This window comes from Echinicola rosea (assembly GCF_005281475.1).
Taxonomy (GTDB): domain Bacteria; phylum Bacteroidota; class Bacteroidia; order Cytophagales; family Cyclobacteriaceae; genus Echinicola; species Echinicola rosea.
Genome location: NZ_CP040106.1, coordinates 2,743,145 through 2,759,572, shown reverse-complemented (window position 1 = coordinate 2,759,572; position 16,428 = coordinate 2,743,145). Strand labels below are relative to the sequence as shown.

The following is a 16,428-nucleotide window of genomic DNA, read 5'->3' as shown; positions in this document are numbered from 1 at the left end:
TTACAAATTTACTCAATCCTGAAGACATTATGAAATATTACCTCGTTCACAGAAATTTAACCTCCTTAAATGCATATTGGTTTACTTTTCCGCCCTTTTTCTGGATGACCAACCTACCCTCTTCCGTAATTCCGGTAACCATGCCTTCAAAAGTCCCGCTGTCATCTTCATAAGCGGCCCATTCTTCACGGCGATAGAGGTCCTGCCAATACGCTTCTCTCAGTTTATCCGTCTTCCCTTTCTTTACTTGAATATAGCGTTTTTCGATTTCGATGAGGATATCATTCAGCACATCCCATTTATCCACCTGACTACCTGACAAAACGGCCAAGGAGGTGGGGCCAGGAAATGCAAAGTCCACTTGGTTAAGGTTTAGACCGATCCCTACTACCGATGTCTCAATACGCGATTGCGTCAGGCTATTTTCTATCAATATTCCTCCAAGTTTACCTTGTGTCTCATGAACGATGTCGTTGGGCCATTTCACCATAACCCCTTCTGCATACAATTTCAGAGCATCTTTTACCGCCTTTGAAACCATCCTGTTCAGATCAAACTGATCCTGTGGCGAGATAAAAACGGGCGCCAACACTAGTGAAAAAGTAAGGTTCATTCCGGGCTCACTATACCACCTGTTTCCCCGCTGCCCCTTGCCTCTTGTTTGCTTATCGGTAAGGATAATGCTACCTTCCTTTACGCTTCCATCTTTGATTTTGGCCAAGGCAATTTCATTGGTAGAGTGACACTCTGTCATGTAAATGATATCTTTCCCGAGAAAAACAGTATTGGCAAGGATTTTATGCATAAAATAATTAGTTATTTTGTCTTACAATAAGGATATTTAACCTTTTATTGTAACGCTTAAATGAAAAGTAAAATTACAAACAAAAAGTATGACAGCAGAAGAGCTGAGTAAAATTATCGTAAAAGGAATGGAAGATAAAAAAGCTTCCGATATCGTGGTGATGGATTTGCGGGAAATTAACAATTCTGTTTCTGATTTTTTTGTGATTTGTTCTGGCTCATCTGACAAACAGATCGAGGCAATATCCGATGCCGTAGAAGAAGAAGTTTACAAATCCAATAAAGAAAAACCCTGGAGAAACGAAGGAAAAAACACCAATCAATGGGTCTTAGTGGATTATATTGATGTGGTAGCACATATTTTCTTGAAAAATAAAAGAGAATTTTATGGACTTGAAGAATTATGGGGTGATGCTAAAATCACCGAAATAAATTAAGTCTCGTAAACTTTCATTTTTTCAATTCGTTGTACTAAAGTCATTGAATTAATTATTAAACGATGAGTGATAAAAACAAAAATAAAAAGTTCATTCCCAAACCTCCCCAAAAGCCCAATTTCCAACTGTGGCTGATCGTCACTGCTGTCATTGTGCTGATAGGCATTACGTGGTTTAACCAACGCAGTGCTATGATCGAAATTACCCAGATGCGGTTTGAGGACATGGTACTTAGTAACGATGTCAAAAAAGTAGAGGTGATCTACAACCAAAACTATGTGGAAGTCACCCTAAAAGAAAATGCATTACAAAACCAACGATACAAGGACGAACTGGAATCCCAAAATCCTTTCTTCAATCCCACCGGACCACACTACAAGGTAACTGTGCCTTCTGTGGACAAGTTTATCGAGAAATTCGAAACACTTGAAGCCAAGCTTCCTGAGGAAGATCAGATCGGCTATGAAGCCCACGCTGAAGAAAGCTGGGGGAATTGGTTTGGCAGTTTTGGATTCTTACTGTTGGTATTCTTCCTATTCTGGATCATGATGAGAAGAATGGCCGGCCCAAGTGGACCTGGTGGCCAAATCTTCAATGTCGGGAAATCCAAAGCCCAGCTATTTGACGCTGAAAACAAGGTAAAAATCACCTTTGGCAATGTGGCAGGTTTGGATGAGGCCAAAGAGGAAGTACAGGAAATCGTAGAATTTTTGAAAAATCCTGCCAAGTTCACCAAGTTGGGTGGTAAGATCCCTAAAGGAGCACTGTTGGTAGGCCCTCCCGGTACCGGCAAGACCCTCTTGGCAAAAGCAGTAGCTGGTGAGGCAGGCGTGCCATTCTTCACACTTTCAGGTTCTGATTTCGTAGAAATGTTTGTAGGTGTGGGAGCAGCCAGGGTCCGTGACCTCTTCAAGCAAGCCAAGGAAAAAGCACCCTGTATCATCTTTATTGATGAGATAGATGCCATCGGTAGATCACGTGGAAAAGGCCAAATGCCCGGCTCCAATGACGAGCGCGAAAACACACTCAATTCGCTTTTGGTAGAGATGGATGGCTTTGGTACTGATACGGGTGTCATTGTATTGGCAGCGACCAACCGTCCTGACGTACTGGACAGCGCATTGCTTAGACCTGGACGATTTGACCGCCAGATCAGCATTGACAAGCCGGATATAGTAGGCCGGGAAGCCATTTTCAAGGTACACTTGGCTCCTATCAAAACCAATTCAGATATTGATCCCAAAAAGCTGGCGGCACAAACACCTGGCTTCGCAGGAGCAGAAATCGCCAATGTCTGTAACGAAGCGGCCCTGATCGCTGCTCGTAGAAATAAAGCAGCTGTGGACATGGAAGACTTCCAAGATGCCGTGGATCGTGTCATCGGAGGACTAGAAAAGAAAAACAAGATCATCTCTCCTGAGGAAAAGAAAATTGTTGCTTATCACGAAGCGGGCCATGCAGTAGCCGGATGGTTCCTAGAGCACGCAGATCCACTGGTAAAGGTAAGTATCGTACCTAGGGGAATCGCAGCTTTGGGCTATGCCCAATACCTTCCCAAGGAACAATTCCTCTACCAAACAGAGCAGTTGATCGATGAAATGTGCATGACCCTTGGTGGACGTGCTGCCGAAGAAATCATCTTTGATAAAATATCCACTGGCGCACTTAGCGACTTGGAAAGGGTGACAAAAATGGCCTACAGCATCGTTTCCATATATGGTATGAATGACAAAATCGGCAACGTGTCTTTCTATGACAGCAAAGGAAGCGAATATAAATTTGACAAGCCTTACTCCGAAGCTACCGCCGAAACCATAGACGAAGAGGTAAGAAACCTCATTACTTTCGCTTATGACAGGACCAAGCAGCTCCTCAACCAGCGAAAGCCGGAATTGGAAAAACTGGCGCAGGAATTACTTGAAAAAGAAATCATCTTCCAGTCTGACCTGGAAAAACTCATCGGTAAGCGTCCTTTTGACAAGGAAACTACTTATGAGGCTTTCACAAAAAAGACTGATAATAAGGCCGAAGACAACAAGGCAGACAATTCGCCCAAAGTATCTGGTGATGACTCCTCAGATGTAGAGGAAAGCCTCAGCGAGGAAAAAGACAAGTAGCAACAGACGATCGATTCCACAAAAGGCTTCTCCCCAATAAAATTGGAGGGAAGCCTTTTATATTTATTACCCAAGTAAGGACACCACTTTATCCCTTCATTTTGCTTATCTGAAAAGATTGTTAATTTTGGTTAACCATCTGTTTTAAACCAAAACCCAATCAAAAAACGTGATCACTGGTTAGGGAATTGACAAAACAAGACTATATTCACCTTATCCCATTGGAACGCCATAAGAAATTCATGAACATTCAATTAACACCCCATAAAAAGGTATTTTTCGCTTCTGATTTTCATCTTGGGGCTCCTGACCAGCAAACCAGTAAATTAAGAGAAGACAAAATCATTCGGTGGCTTGGCCAAATTGAGAATGAAGCGGCCGCCATCTTTTTGGTGGGGGACATATTTGATTTTTGGTTTGAATATGACACGGTCATCCCAAAAGGCTTTATCAAATTTATCAGTAAAATTTCACAACTCAGGGATAAAGGTGTCCCGGTCATATTCTTTACTGGCAACCACGACATGTGGATGAAGGATTATTTCACGAAAGAACTCAACATCCCCATCTATCACAACCCCATCACGCTTGAAATCAACAACAAGAAACTACTTGTGGGGCACGGGGACGGCCTGGGACCAGGAGACAAAAACTATAAACTGCTCAAGAAGGTCTTTACCAATAAGTTTTGCCAAGGACTCTTCAAATGGCTTCATCCGGACATTGGGATCAAGATCGCTGAAAAATGGTCGGGTAGTAGCCGCATCAGCAATCAGGCCAAAAACGAAGACAGCTTCAAAGGAAATGATGAGTGGCTCTGGCAATACTGCAAGGATGTCGAAAAAAAGATGCATTTTGACTATTACGTATTCGGTCATCGGCACCTTCCGCTGACATTGGATGTCAGTGAGGATTCGATATACTTCAACCTCGGCGAATGGGTAAGCCAATACACCTATGGCGTATTTGATGGAGAGAAATTTGAATTATCGGTTTTTGAAGAATGAAAGCTCTGTGGATTTTCCTGTTGTCGATGGCATCGGTCCTATCCGCTTCCAAAGCCCAGGACATCGTATGGGAAGCGACCTTTTCCGACTCGCTTCCTTCCATCGGATTGGTAGATTATGACAACAAGGACAACCTCTTCTATTCGGACCAAGAGGGAAACATCACCGTCCGGTACCACTTTGCTGATGATTCCAGCAACTATTATTCTCCTGCCTATCAAAGCCCCCTACAGCAGTTTGAGGCCGCCAAGACAGTCAATATTTTCACCTTTTCGCGCGATCTTCAGCGGATTGAAATACTTGACCGATTTATGGTCCCACTCTACTCTTCCAGGTTGATCACTCCTGATTTTGGTAACATCCGTGCGGCATCATTGGGCAATAATCTTAAAGTTTGGCTCTTTGACGAAACCAATTACCATCTGCTCCAATGGGACTATCAAAGGGGTTCTATCCTTCAAAACCAACCTCTTAACCTGATCATTCCCGAGGGAGAGTGGACGGTAGAGGAGATCGTAGAGCATAAAAACATCGTCTTTATTAATGCTAAGGATAAAGGCATTTACCTGCTGGACAATCAAAGTAACTATTTAGGTTTCCTACCCATTATTGTCGATCATAAACTCGCTCTTCACGGTAATTTTCTGCTACATATGGAAGGCAAATATCTCGTCATCACTGATTATTTATCAGGAAAATCAAAACGTGTGGAAGCTCCTTTTAAATCATCCTCTGTTGCTATCGGAAAAAAAATGATAGGTTTCTACACAAAAAAAAGGATCTGTACCTACAAAATTCCTGACGGTTTGTTCACCATGGAGTAACTGCTACCCAATCTCCACAATTTTAACCAGTTTTAACACACTGGACAAAGTACCACCATCAGCACAAAACAACCTATTATCCGCGTTTTTACCCGCATATACGACCTTACTTTTAATTGTTTCATCAGAATTGCTAGATTTTTTAGAATATTTCCAATAAAAACACGATTTTGATTCGAAATCTGGTTTGATTTTTGCAATTTTGCGACCCGATGAGAAAACATTTACTAAGTAAGATTTTACATATCATTTTTCTAACTGCAGCATTACTGGTATCATCCGGTACGGCCCGAGAATTTTATGCCCAAAATTTCCTTAAGAAATCGGAAAACAATATTACTTTTCCCAAAAACCTGAACAAGCCCGACGTAGATTTTAACCTAAAATCTACTGGATCAAAAAAATTCAAGATCATCCTAGAAGATGATGTACAGAACAACACATCCGTGAAGATTTTTGATATCATTGGAAACTTGATCATGGAGGATACCATAAAACCCAAAGACGGTAAGCAAAAAAACTATGATTTTTCACATATCAGCAGTGAGCTGTTTGTAGTAGAGGTAGGAAACTCCAAATACAATAAAACAAAAAGCATCTATGCCAATCCTCAAGGAGTCAAAAAGCATGATGTCGCCAGCTCCCGTACCACTTCTGACCATAAACGTGACAGCACACTGGAGAAATAAGTAAATTGAGGATCAATCCGTATTTCTATGGGGCGATAAATTTCTTTATTTATTGATACAATGATACGACACCAAGGATCCGTGGGACAAAGCAATCGTAGATTGCTTTCGATTCAGCTTAAACCCGGATTATGCGTTAGGAATCGTAGTGAGAGCTGAAAGTGCAAGAAAATCAGTTAGTTTGGAGGCATTAGCGTAGCACCGCTACGGTAATGCCGAAAACTAAAGTGAAACGACTGATTTTGAAGCAGTTTCAGGTCGCAACAGATAGGCTAATGCATATTCCGGGTTAAACCGTCCTCTTGGTGCCATTGGGATGTTGTGGTATTTTTAGTTATCCAGGATTTTACCATTGATAAAATTAGCCGTCCCAAACTGTTATGCTTTTCCCGGATCAAGTAATAGGCTGTTTCGAGATTGAATCATAGCATCGCTATGGTGAAAACGAAAACAGCAGCGAAGCGACTGATTTTGAAGTAGTGTCAGGTCGCAATAGATAGGCTAGTGCAAAATGCGGGTTAAAGTCAGTTCCAACATGCACTTGGTGCCTTTGGTACTATGTGGCATTTTTAAACGGGGATTTTGCCATTAAGGAAACTGGTAGCCCCCAACTTTTAAACTTGATCCCTTTTACCCGCATTTACCCCTCGATTATCCCCCATAAAAAAAGCCCGGAAAACCGGGCTCTCATTTTTTGATTTTAAGAAATCACTTTCTTATTCTACTTCTACCAATTTGATATCAAACACCAAATCTTCACCTGCTAATGGGTGATTGGCATCCAAAGTGATTTTTTGCTCATCTACATGCACCACTTTCACAGGCACAGGCTGACCTTGTTGATTCTGGATAGAAAGATCCATCCCCACTTCGGGTTTAATGTCTGCAGGTACTTGCTCCACAGGCACGTCGATCATCATATCATCTCTTTTATCTCCATATGCGTCGGCGCTAGGGATCGTGATGCTTTTATCCTGTCCTACTTCCATTCCGCTTACAGCAGTGTCAAACCCTTTGATCATATTTCCATCGCCTACTGTAAACTGAAGTGGCTCTCTGTTCTCTGAAGAGTCGAATACGGTTCCGTCTTTTAACTTACCAGTGTAATGTACTTTTACGGTACTTCCTTTAGTTGCTACAGACATTTATTATTTCTTTTTTTGTGAATAACGCTAAAGGTAATACTTTTTGGAAGGGATAAAAAAGAATCCCAAGGTTGATTTAAAAACCGTTCAAAAACGATCTATTTTTGTTCATTAACGAACACCAAATACCTAAAAACCTATTTAAATTCGTTAAATTAGGCATTTATAAAGATGGCACCATTTAAGCAAAAGCCAAAGCATATTGCATAACAAAAACACACACGATGATGGAAGACACTAGCTTAGGCAAAATATTGATCGTTGACGATAATGAAGACCTCCTATTTGCGGCGAAAATGCTGCTAAAAAAATATGCAAAAGAAGTTACCATAGAAAAAGATCCTCGAAGGATTCCATTTTTGGTCAACAACAACAATTATGATGTCATCCTTCTGGACATGAATTTTACAGAAGACACCACTTCTGGGAAAGAAGGTTTCCATTGGCTAAAACAGATCAAAGAAATCGACCCGAAGGCCGTGGTCATTCTTATTACAGCCTTTGGAGACGTGGAAATGGCCGTACAGGCACTGAAGGAAGGTGCCACTGATTTTATCCTCAAACCCTGGCAAAATGAAAAGCTATTGGCCACCTTGAGTGCTGCCAGCAGACTGAAAGAGAGCTATGACCAAGTGGACAACATCTCCCAAAAGTCCCGCCAGCTCCAAGCGGATATGAAGAAACCCTTTTCGGAAATCATAGGGCAAAGTTCTTCAATGAAGAATATATTCTCCATCATAGACAAAGTGGCCCAAACAGACGCCAACGTGCTGATCTTGGGAGAAAACGGCACAGGTAAAGAACTTATAGCCAGGGCAATCCACGACCGATCACTCAGAAGGGATGAGATTTTTGTCGGTGTGGACATGGGGGCCATTACGGAGACTTTATTCGAAAGTGAGCTATTTGGGCATAAAAGAGGAGCCTTTACCGATGCCAAAGAAGACCGCGCAGGACGCTTCGAAGTCGCCGACAAGGGCACACTCTTCCTTGATGAAATCGGTAACCTCAGCATGCCGCTCCAATCCAAGCTCCTTACCGTCCTCCAAAAACGTGAAGTCACCCGTATCGGCACCAATAAATCCATCCCGGTGGACATCAGACTAATCAGCGCCACCAATATGAAAGTCCATGATATGGTAATGGACAATACCTTCCGCCAGGATTTGCTATACCGGGTCAACACCGTGGAGATATTTCTCCCTCCTCTTCGGGAAAGACAGGATGACATCCCCTTGCTGGCCAACCATTTCCTGAAAATCTATGCAAAAAAATACCGTAAGGATTTTTCAGGTTTCAAACCTGCCGCCATCCAACTGCTCCAAAACTATAGCTGGCCGGGCAATATCCGTGAACTGCAGCATGCCATAGAAAGGGCCATCATCATGGCAGAAGGTAATGAACTGGACAGTAGGGACTTCTTTTTCCTTTCGTCCAAACCAACGACAGAAAAGGTAAAAAGTAATGGAACCCTTAACCTGGATGAAGTAGAAAAGAACGTGATTCAAAAAGCAATCGATAAAAACGGAGGAAACATCTCCAAAGCAGCAAAAGAACTCGGACTGACCAGGGCATCCCTGTACAGAAGACTGGAAAAATATGGATTATAAAATTGGCTTACTCGGTAGGGTCGCATTGCTTACCTTGACACTCTTTGTACTTTCTTATGCAATTCTGAACAGTACTGGGGTGTTTATCACTTCACTGTTTATCATTCTTGTCATTGCACAACTGATTTTTCTGGTCAACTACGCCGAGAGCAGCTTTAAGAAGGTGCGCCAGTTTTTGGACAATATCAAACAAAACAACTATTCCACGGTATATCCAGTAAAATTTGACGGTACCGAAACCGATGACCTCCACATTGAGTTCAATGCCATCCTGGCAAAACTAAAAGAAGACCAAGCCGAAAAAGAAGCCAATTACCAGTACTTTAGGTCCGTATTCCAGCACCTAAGCATCGGACTGATCACTTTTGAAGAGGATGGCAGGATTCAGATCCTCAATACTGCTGCCAAGCGCATGCTCAACATTGACCAACTGGGCAATATTCAAGAAATCGACAAGGTCAACAAAGAACTCCACAATGCCATTCAGACGCTCAGGACAGGAGGAAGCGAGCTCATAAAAATCGCCCATCAAGACGGCATCATGCAGCTGTCCGTTTATGTCATTGAGTTGGTGCTAAGGGGGGTGAAATTCAAGCTAGTCTCCCTCCAAAACATCCAAAGTGAATTGGAGGAAAAAGAAATGGAAGCGTGGCAAAACCTGGTGCGCGTGCTTACCCATGAGATCATGAACAGCATCGCTCCCATTTCATCCTTGGCCTCCACCATAAAAAGCGACATCCAATCGCAAGTAGAAAAAGATCAAGCAGTCCCCGTAGCAGAGATAGAGGACTACCTTATGGGGATTAGCACCATTGAAAAACGAAGTGAGGGATTGATTGACTTTGTAAGCGACTTCAGAAGCCTCGCCCATATTCCAGTACCGAAGTTCTCGGCCATCAGCCTACAGGAGTTGTTTGACCAGCTGGCCGTTCTCTTCCAACACCAGATTGAGCAGCATGGGATTGGCTGTGAAAAGAGGATCGAGCCCAAAGACCTGCTGTTATTTGCTGATAGTTCGCTCATCGAACAGGTGCTGATAAACATCATTCAAAATGCCATCCACGCAGTGGAAGAAGCCGATTCCAAAAAGATCAGCCTACATGCCTTTATTGACGAAGCAGGAAAAATAATTATAGAAATCTCTGATTCGGGAAAAGGGATTGAAGAGGACGCGCTGAACAAAATTTTCATCCCCTTCTTTACCACCAAAAAGAAAGGCTCTGGTATCGGCCTAAGTCTTTCCAAACAGATCATGAGAAGGCACAAGGGCAATATCCAAGTAAAGTCCACTGTCGGCAAGGGGACCACCTTCAAGCTCATCTTTAATGCCTAGCGCAGCAATAATCCACCTCAGAAAACAACGCTCCATCAAGTCCGTTGCCTTGGCAAAATTATATTTTCATCAATCCCCAACCCTAGCCACAGTATCAAACCTCCTGTAAACGAGCTTTTTAATATTTAGGTAACATTTATTTCACAAGAAAATACAACTTTCTCTGAAAGCATCGCATTTTGATAATAAGTCATTCATCATCAATTAATTCCCATTTTATATCTTGCTACCAAAACAAGTAAGATATTGAAGACACAATTCAAAACCATCGTACTTTCGGATATCCATTTGGGAACAAAGGGTTCCAAAGCAAAAGAGGTCGTTCGATTTCTTAAAAAATACCGCTGTGAAAACCTCATCTTAAACGGTGATATTATAGACGGTTGGCAACTTAAGAAATCTGGGGTCTGGAAGCGAAAGCACACACGCTTCTTTAACAGGATTCTTAAGATGATCGAGAATGATAACACGAAGGTATATTACCTGCGTGGAAATCACGATGATTTTTTGGATCAGGTGCTTCCTTTGAAAATCGGAAACCTTTCCATCCAAAAGGACATGATGTACGAATCCTGTGGCAAAAAATATTATATCCTTCATGGAGATGTCTTTGACAGCATCACCACAAACCTACGCTGGATAGCCTACCTAGGTGATATTGGCTATACTTTTTTACTCTGGCTAAACCGTCAAATCAACCATTACAGAAGGAAAAGAGGGCTTCCCTATTATTCACTTTCCCAATATGTAAAAGGGAAAGTAAAATCAGCCGTTTCTTACATAGACAAATACGAAAAGGAACTGGCAATCATGGCAAAGACCAAGGGCTGTGACGGGATCATCTGTGGACACATCCACAAAGCCGAATCCAGAACCATCGACGGTATCGAATACCTTAATTCCGGAGATTGGGTAGAGACCATGAGTGCACTGGCAGAGGATTATGAAGGCAACTGGCAACTCATCTATTACAATGAGCTTGATTTTGCCAAAAACAACATGAACGACGGCAAAATCATCCCCATTCAAGAAAATGAATCCTACGCTGCAGTTTCCTTCCAAAAACCAAATGAAGACCTGGAACTGCCGCCATTCCGCTTTTGAACATGAAGTTTATCTTTATCGTACAGGGTGAAGGTCGAGGCCACATGACACAGGCATTGGCATTATTTGAGTTGCTGAAAAGTCAGGGTCATCTGGTATCGGATGTACTGATCGGCACAAGCAGCCGCCGGAATATTCCTGAATTTGTGAGAAAAGGCCTAAAAACCAACCTCATCCAGTTTGAGAGTCCCAATTTTGTAGCTGACAAAAAGGAAAAATCCATCAATATCAGCAAGACTATCCGCCATAACCTCTACAGGGCCAGACGGTTTTCGGACAGTTTAAATCTGATAGACCAAGTGGTCAAAAGCAGTCAGCCAGATATTATCCTGAACTTTTACGATCTCTTGGCTGGCATTTATAATTTCTTTTATCGACCAAAGTCCTCCTTTTGGACGATTGGCCACCAGTACCTTATATCACATCCTGATTTTCCCTTTGCGCCCGGCGCCCCTATCCAAAAAATTCTTTTCAAATTAAACACTAAAGTTACCGCCTTGGGCGCACAAAAGTGCCTTGCCCTATCTTTTCGAAGCTTGCCGCCATCATTCGGAAACAATATAACCGTCATTCCTCCCCTTCTCCGACCAAAAGTGAAACAACTACAGCCATCCTCAGGTGATTATATCCTTACTTACATGGTAAATTCTGGCTATTCAGAAGAGGTCATCGCTTTTAGTAAAAAACATCCCGATATAAAAATCGAGGCATTTTGGGACAAAAAAGAGATGCCTTCTCCATATTATCCTACGCCTAACCTCACGTTTCACCAGATTGACGACCAGCTCTACCTGGAAAAAATGGCCGCTTGTCGTGGATTGCTGAGCACAGCGGGATTTGAATCGATTTGTGAAGCGATGTACTTTGGAAAGCCCGTGATGATGGTACCCGTGAAGGGGCAGTATGAGCAGGCTTGCAATGCCCTTGATGCCTTGGCCGCCCAAGCGGGAATATCCCACAACGAGTTCGATTTCAAAAAATTTGATATTTTTTTACAATCTTCGCATAATACCCCTTCCAATTTTGTAGATTGGGAAAGGGAATTGGAAAAAAAGCTTTCGGAAATTTTATCATCCCAAAATAACTGGCAGCCTAACTTGCCTGTAAGCTATCCAAAATACACGGTTAACGTCTGAATTAGCAGCTGTTTTTCGCTTCATTCATTTTGGTCAAATCAGTCTTAATCGATTTCCAATAAAAAATAATTTTCTTCGTAAAAGCTTAACCACTCCAAAGATATAGTTTTTAATAAAACTCGTAAATTCGGGTTTTGGCTTTGAAGACAATTTCATGAATATAGAGAGAACAAGACTTAAAGAAGATACCGACAGGTTAAAGCATTGGAAAAAGTGGGGCCCTTACCTTACGGAAAGGCAATGGGGAACTGTGAGGGAGGATTATAGTCCAGACGGCGCTGCATGGGAAAACGTGACCCACGAAAATGCCCGTAGCAAGGCCTATCGCTGGGGAGAAGAAGGTATTGGGGGATTCAGTGACAGCAAGCAAAAACTCTGCATGGCCTGGGCTTTCTGGAACGGAAAAGACCCCATGATCAAGGAAAGGCTATTTGGCCTCACAGGAAACCAAGGGAACCATGGGGAAGATGTAAAGGAGCTCTACTATTATTTGGACGCCACACCTACGCACAGCTATATGAAGATGCTTTATAAGTATCCTCAACATGAATTCCCCTACCAAGAACTGGTCGATGAAAATGCCAAAAGGGGGAAAAATGACCCTGAGTATGAACTGATCGATACCGGAATTTTTGAAGATGATGCCTATTTCGATATTTTCATGGAGTACGCGAAGGAAGACTATGAAGATATCGTAGCCAAAGCCACGATTCATAACCGCGGCAAGGAAGATGCGGAAATCTGGGTAATGCCCACCATTTGGTTCAGAAAGACATGGTTTACAGGACATGAACCATTTTTGCCCAAGCTAAGTAAAAGTAATAACCACAAAATCCTTGCTTCCAACCCCAAATTGGGCAACTACCATTTCCACTTCGATGGAGATCCTGAGCTACTGTTTTGCGACAATGAAACCAATAGGGAGAAGCTATACAATATTGGAAACCAAAAAGAATTCCTGAAAGATGCCATCAATGACTATGTGGTGGACGGTGAAACAGGCCACCTCAATCCCGACCATTTCGGCACCAAAGCTGCAGCAGTTTACAAAGTGACAATTCCTGCTGGAGGCTGCCACACCGTATCCTTTCGCATGGCCCATAAAAATGCTGCGGTGGACACCAAAGACGGTGACAGCATCATTGAAAAACGGCTGCAGGAAACAGATGAATTTTATCATGACCTTCAAGGGCATGTTACGGACAAGGAGCTCCGTAGCATCCAGCGACAGGCTTATGCCGGCATGATGTGGGGCAAGCAGTTTTATTACTATAATGTAGAACGCTGGCTGGAAGGAGATCCTGGCCGCTATATGCCACCCCAAGAACGTAAAAAGGGTAGAAACCATAACTGGAGGCACCTTCAGAATTACGATATTATTTCCATGCCGGACAAGTGGGAATACCCTTGGTATGCTGCGTGGGATTTGGCATTCCACTGCATCCCGTTAGCTAGGCTTGATGCGGAATTTGCCAAAGAGCAGCTCCTCTTGCTATTAAGCGAATGGTACATGCACCCAAATGGCCAAGTCCCTGCGTACGAGTGGAATTTTAACGACGTGAACCCTCCAATCCACGCCTATGCCGTGCACCGGGTTTACCAGATGGACAAGAAAATGAACGGCGGCAAGGGCGATCAGGAATTTCTGGAACGTGCCATGCACAAGCTGATGCTCAACTTCACTTGGTGGGTAAACCAAAAAGACAGCGATGGACAGAATATCTTTGAAGGCGGCTTCTTGGGACTGGATAATGTCAGCCTTTTTGACCGAAGCCATGTGGATAAATTTGGTGGCCGATTGGAGCAAGCAGATGCCACGTCATGGATGGCCATGTTCTCTCTCAATTTATTGAGGATTTCGCTGGACTTATGTGAGTTCAACAAAGTTTATCAATATACCGCCACCAAGTTTCTGGAACATTTCCTGTATATCGCAGGTGCCATGAACAACATCTCTGGGGACAATATCAGCCTCTGGGATGACGAAGACAATTTCTTTTATGATGTCCTGCACATCGATGACACGGCCCCCAAGCGTATGAAAGTAAGGTCCATCGTTGGGATCATACCGCTATTTGCCGTGGAACCTATCAAAGAAGAAATGTATGAAAATCTCACCGAGTTCAAAAAACGGCTGGACTTCTTCCTAAAAGAAAAACCAAAACTGGCATCCTTGGTTTCCAACTGGATCGAGCCTGGCAAGGATAAACGCCATCTTTTCTCCTTGCTGAGAGGGCATCGAATGAAGAGCTTGCTCAAGAAGTTATTGGATCCAGATGAATTTCTCTCTGATTATGGCATTCGCTCTGTATCCAAATACCATAAAGACCACCCTTATTCCATGAAGTTAAATGGCGAAAAACATACCGTGGAGTACACGCCTGGGGAATCCAACACCCGCATGTTTGGTGGCAATTCAAACTGGCGAGGACCGATATGGTTCCCTATTAACTGGCTGATCATGGAAGCCCTAAAGAAATTCAACTATTACTATGGAGGGGATTTTCCTATCGAATACCCCACTGGTTCTGGGAGATACGCGACACTTGACATCATCGCCAAAGAACTGTCCCTTAGAAACATAGAGATCTTTATGCGCAATAAAGAAGGGAAAAGACCTGTCTTTGGGGATAATGAAAAGATGCAAAATGATCCTCATTTTAAGGATTACCTACTTTTCTATGAATATTTTCATGGTGACAACGGGAAAGGCCTCGGCGCCTCCCACCAAACGGGATGGACAGGTCTGGTAGCGGAAATGATCCATAAATATTACCCAAGAGAAGAAAAAGTTATTGATGAAGCTATTACCTTATTTAGAAGCTGACCGATTGGAGGCGGGCTGTGATGAAGTGGGCCGAGGCTGCTTATGTGGCCCCGTGGTGGCTGCTGCCGTGATTCTGCCCAATGACTTCGCACACGCCCTCATCAATGATTCCAAAAAATTGAGCAAGTCCAACAGGGAAAGTTTAGTCGATGAAATCAAGGAAAAGGCCATCGCGTGGGCGGTAGCTGAATCATCCGTACAAGAAATCGATGAGATCAACATCCTCAACGCTTCTTTTTTGGCCATGACCAGATCCATACAGGCACTTACTGTCAGGCCTGATCATCTATTGATCGATGGCAACCGCTTTAAAAGCGACCTGGAAATTCCCTTTGATTGCATCATTAAGGGAGATGCCAAATACGCCAGCATCGCGGCCGCATCCATATTGGCCAAAGTGCACCGGGACAATCTCATGACCACCTATGCCAAAGAGTTTCCAGGATATGGGTGGGAGAAAAACGTGGGCTATCCCACCAAACAACATCGTACCGGAATTCAAAACCTGGGTCCTACCCCACTGCACCGAAGATCATTTAAACTCCTGCCAGACCAGCTGGAAATTGGATTTAAATAATACCATCTGCGCTCTAAAAAACACCACAACTACTTAAAAAAGAACTATTTAAGAAAAAAAAGCTTCTATACTATTTAAATATACGATTCATTATCGTATATTTTTTTTCAAATAAAACAATAAGATTATGAAAATTACAGCCATCATCGAAGATAGAATGATTGAGGAACTGATCAAAGAAACCGGGGCAAAGACCATTACAGATGGACTTAAAGTTGCCATCAAGGATTATCTGTCCAAGCGTAAAATTCAACATTTGTCCTCTAAGCTTGTAAATGAACCTCTGGAGTTTTCCTATGGTGCAGACCACCTCCGAGAACAAAACCGCGAATGAACGGCGTATTGGTAGATACGTCGGTTTGGATAGAATATTTCCGGGGCAATCCGGACTTTATCAATCCGGGTCTTCAACTCATTGAAGAAGGCAATGCCTACAGCCTTGAAGTGGTTTTTGCAGAACTGGCGCAAGGAGCCAAACATAAAAAGGAAGTCACTTTCATAATGGAGTTTTTCTCCAATATGAAACTCTTGGATTATCCGGGATTGACTTTTAGCGCGGGTATTTATTCCCAAGAAAACAAGTTAATTCACCATGGAGTAGGGCTTATTGACGCCATGATTATCCTATGTGCCAAAACATATGATCTGAAAATTTGGACCTTGGATAATAAAATCAAGAGGTATATTGGGTACGATATGAATTTTAGTACCAAGGATTATTTTGGGTAATCCGGAGCTTCTCCCTCTTTTAAGAAGATGGTAAATATATGAAAAGAGGGCGGCCAACATTGGCCGCCCTCTTTTCATATTCACATTTT

The 16,428-nt window shown here is 42.8% G+C and carries 15 protein-coding genes; 13 read left to right on the top strand and 2 right to left on the bottom strand.

Features of this window, described 5'->3' with window-relative positions; all coding sequences use genetic code 11:
• Positions 1–46: 46 nt before the first annotated feature.
• Positions 47–805: a biotin--[acetyl-CoA-carboxylase] ligase gene (locus FDP09_RS11095; RefSeq protein ID WP_137402734.1), complete on the bottom strand. Its 759-nt coding sequence runs from the start codon at positions 803–805 to the stop codon at positions 47–49.
• Positions 806–893: 88 nt separating this feature from the next.
• On the opposite strand from FDP09_RS11095, the gene rsfS reads away from it, so the two are divergent.
• From rsfS to FDP09_RS11070, 5 genes are all read left to right on the top strand, one after another.
• Complete coding sequence (gene rsfS / locus FDP09_RS11090) at positions 894–1,241, top strand: ribosome silencing factor (RefSeq protein ID WP_137402733.1); 348 nt, start codon at positions 894–896, stop codon at positions 1,239–1,241.
• A 62-nt stretch (positions 1,242–1,303) separates the two neighbouring features.
• On the top strand, positions 1,304–3,358 hold the full coding sequence (ftsH, locus tag FDP09_RS11085; protein ID WP_137402732.1) for an ATP-dependent zinc metalloprotease FtsH: 2,055 nt from the start codon (positions 1,304–1,306) through the stop codon (positions 3,356–3,358).
• Positions 3,359–3,600: 242 nt separating this feature from the next.
• Positions 3,601–4,365: a UDP-2,3-diacylglucosamine diphosphatase gene (locus tag FDP09_RS11080; protein WP_137402731.1), complete on the top strand. Its 765-nt coding sequence runs from the start codon at positions 3,601–3,603 to the stop codon at positions 4,363–4,365.
• Complete coding sequence (locus tag FDP09_RS11075; RefSeq protein WP_137402730.1) at positions 4,362–5,189, top strand: hypothetical protein; 828 nt, start codon at positions 4,362–4,364, stop codon at positions 5,187–5,189. The genes FDP09_RS11080 and FDP09_RS11075 overlap by 4 nt, the downstream gene beginning before the upstream one ends.
• 212 nt (positions 5,190–5,401) lie before the next feature.
• Positions 5,402–5,878: a T9SS type A sorting domain-containing protein gene (locus FDP09_RS11070; RefSeq protein WP_137402729.1), complete on the top strand. Its 477-nt coding sequence runs from the start codon at positions 5,402–5,404 to the stop codon at positions 5,876–5,878.
• A 716-nt stretch (positions 5,879–6,594) separates the two neighbouring features.
• Here FDP09_RS11070 and FDP09_RS11065 read toward each other — a convergent pair.
• A complete protein-coding gene (locus FDP09_RS11065) occupies positions 6,595–7,023 on the bottom strand; it encodes an FKBP-type peptidyl-prolyl cis-trans isomerase (protein WP_137402728.1) in 429 nt (142 codons plus the stop codon).
• 227 nt (positions 7,024–7,250) lie between these two features.
• Here FDP09_RS11065 and FDP09_RS11060 point away from each other — a divergent pair, with 227 nt between their 5' ends.
• From FDP09_RS11060 to FDP09_RS11025, 8 genes are all read left to right on the top strand, one after another.
• Positions 7,251–8,633: a sigma-54-dependent transcriptional regulator gene (locus FDP09_RS11060; RefSeq protein ID WP_137404998.1), complete on the top strand. Its 1,383-nt coding sequence runs from the start codon at positions 7,251–7,253 to the stop codon at positions 8,631–8,633.
• A complete protein-coding gene (locus FDP09_RS11055; protein WP_137402727.1) occupies positions 8,623–9,966 on the top strand; it encodes a sensor histidine kinase in 1,344 nt (447 codons plus the stop codon). The genes FDP09_RS11060 and FDP09_RS11055 overlap by 11 nt, the downstream gene beginning before the upstream one ends.
• 246 nt (positions 9,967–10,212) lie before the next feature.
• Positions 10,213–11,070 carry a UDP-2,3-diacylglucosamine diphosphatase gene (locus tag FDP09_RS11050; protein WP_137402726.1) on the top strand — a complete coding sequence of 286 codons (858 nt, stop codon included), beginning with the start codon at positions 10,213–10,215 and terminating at the stop codon, positions 11,068–11,070.
• A 2-nt stretch (positions 11,071–11,072) separates the two neighbouring features.
• Complete coding sequence (locus FDP09_RS11045; protein WP_137402725.1) at positions 11,073–12,206, top strand: glycosyltransferase family protein; 1,134 nt, start codon at positions 11,073–11,075, stop codon at positions 12,204–12,206.
• A gap of 154 nt (positions 12,207–12,360) precedes the next feature.
• A complete protein-coding gene (locus FDP09_RS11040) occupies positions 12,361–15,033 on the top strand; it encodes an MGH1-like glycoside hydrolase domain-containing protein (RefSeq protein ID WP_137402724.1) in 2,673 nt (890 codons plus the stop codon).
• Positions 15,005–15,610 carry a ribonuclease HII gene (locus FDP09_RS11035; protein ID WP_137402723.1) on the top strand — a complete coding sequence of 202 codons (606 nt, stop codon included), beginning with the start codon at positions 15,005–15,007 and terminating at the stop codon, positions 15,608–15,610. Before FDP09_RS11040 ends, FDP09_RS11035 begins: the two co-directional genes overlap by 29 nt.
• Positions 15,611–15,737: 127 nt before the next feature.
• The gene (locus FDP09_RS11030; protein WP_137402722.1) at positions 15,738–15,944 is read left to right on the top strand and encodes a DUF2191 domain-containing protein; all 207 of its coding nucleotides are present in this window, start codon (positions 15,738–15,740) and stop codon (positions 15,942–15,944) included.
• Positions 15,941–16,339 carry a PIN domain-containing protein gene (locus FDP09_RS11025; RefSeq protein WP_137402721.1) on the top strand — a complete coding sequence of 133 codons (399 nt, stop codon included), beginning with the start codon at positions 15,941–15,943 and terminating at the stop codon, positions 16,337–16,339. The genes FDP09_RS11030 and FDP09_RS11025 overlap by 4 nt, the downstream gene beginning before the upstream one ends.
• Positions 16,340–16,428 lie beyond the last annotated feature (89 nt).

Excerpts from the sequence above, each read along its gene's own strand:
- FDP09_RS11095 (WP_137402734.1), bottom strand. The coding sequence starts at position 805 with ATGCATAAAATCCTTGCCAATACTGTTTTTCTCGGGAAAGATATCATT.
- rsfS (WP_137402733.1), top strand. The coding sequence starts at position 894 with ATGACAGCAGAAGAGCTGAGTAAAATTATCGTAAAAGGAATGGAAGAT.
- ftsH (WP_137402732.1), top strand. The coding sequence starts at position 1,304 with ATGAGTGATAAAAACAAAAATAAAAAGTTCATTCCCAAACCTCCCCAA.
- FDP09_RS11080 (WP_137402731.1), top strand. The coding sequence starts at position 3,601 with ATGAACATTCAATTAACACCCCATAAAAAGGTATTTTTCGCTTCTGAT.
- FDP09_RS11075 (WP_137402730.1), top strand. The coding sequence starts at position 4,362 with ATGAAAGCTCTGTGGATTTTCCTGTTGTCGATGGCATCGGTCCTATCC.
- FDP09_RS11070 (WP_137402729.1), top strand. The coding sequence starts at position 5,402 with ATGAGAAAACATTTACTAAGTAAGATTTTACATATCATTTTTCTAACT.
- FDP09_RS11065 (WP_137402728.1), bottom strand. The coding sequence starts at position 7,023 with ATGTCTGTAGCAACTAAAGGAAGTACCGTAAAAGTACATTACACTGGT.
- FDP09_RS11060 (WP_137404998.1), top strand. The coding sequence starts at position 7,251 with ATGGAAGACACTAGCTTAGGCAAAATATTGATCGTTGACGATAATGAA.
- FDP09_RS11055 (WP_137402727.1), top strand. The coding sequence starts at position 8,623 with ATGGATTATAAAATTGGCTTACTCGGTAGGGTCGCATTGCTTACCTTG.
- FDP09_RS11045 (WP_137402725.1), top strand. The coding sequence starts at position 11,073 with ATGAAGTTTATCTTTATCGTACAGGGTGAAGGTCGAGGCCACATGACA.
- FDP09_RS11040 (WP_137402724.1), top strand. The coding sequence starts at position 12,361 with ATGAATATAGAGAGAACAAGACTTAAAGAAGATACCGACAGGTTAAAG.
- FDP09_RS11035 (WP_137402723.1), top strand. The coding sequence starts at position 15,005 with ATGAAGCTATTACCTTATTTAGAAGCTGACCGATTGGAGGCGGGCTGT.
- FDP09_RS11030 (WP_137402722.1), top strand. The coding sequence starts at position 15,738 with ATGAAAATTACAGCCATCATCGAAGATAGAATGATTGAGGAACTGATC.
- FDP09_RS11025 (WP_137402721.1), top strand. The coding sequence starts at position 15,941 with ATGAACGGCGTATTGGTAGATACGTCGGTTTGGATAGAATATTTCCGG.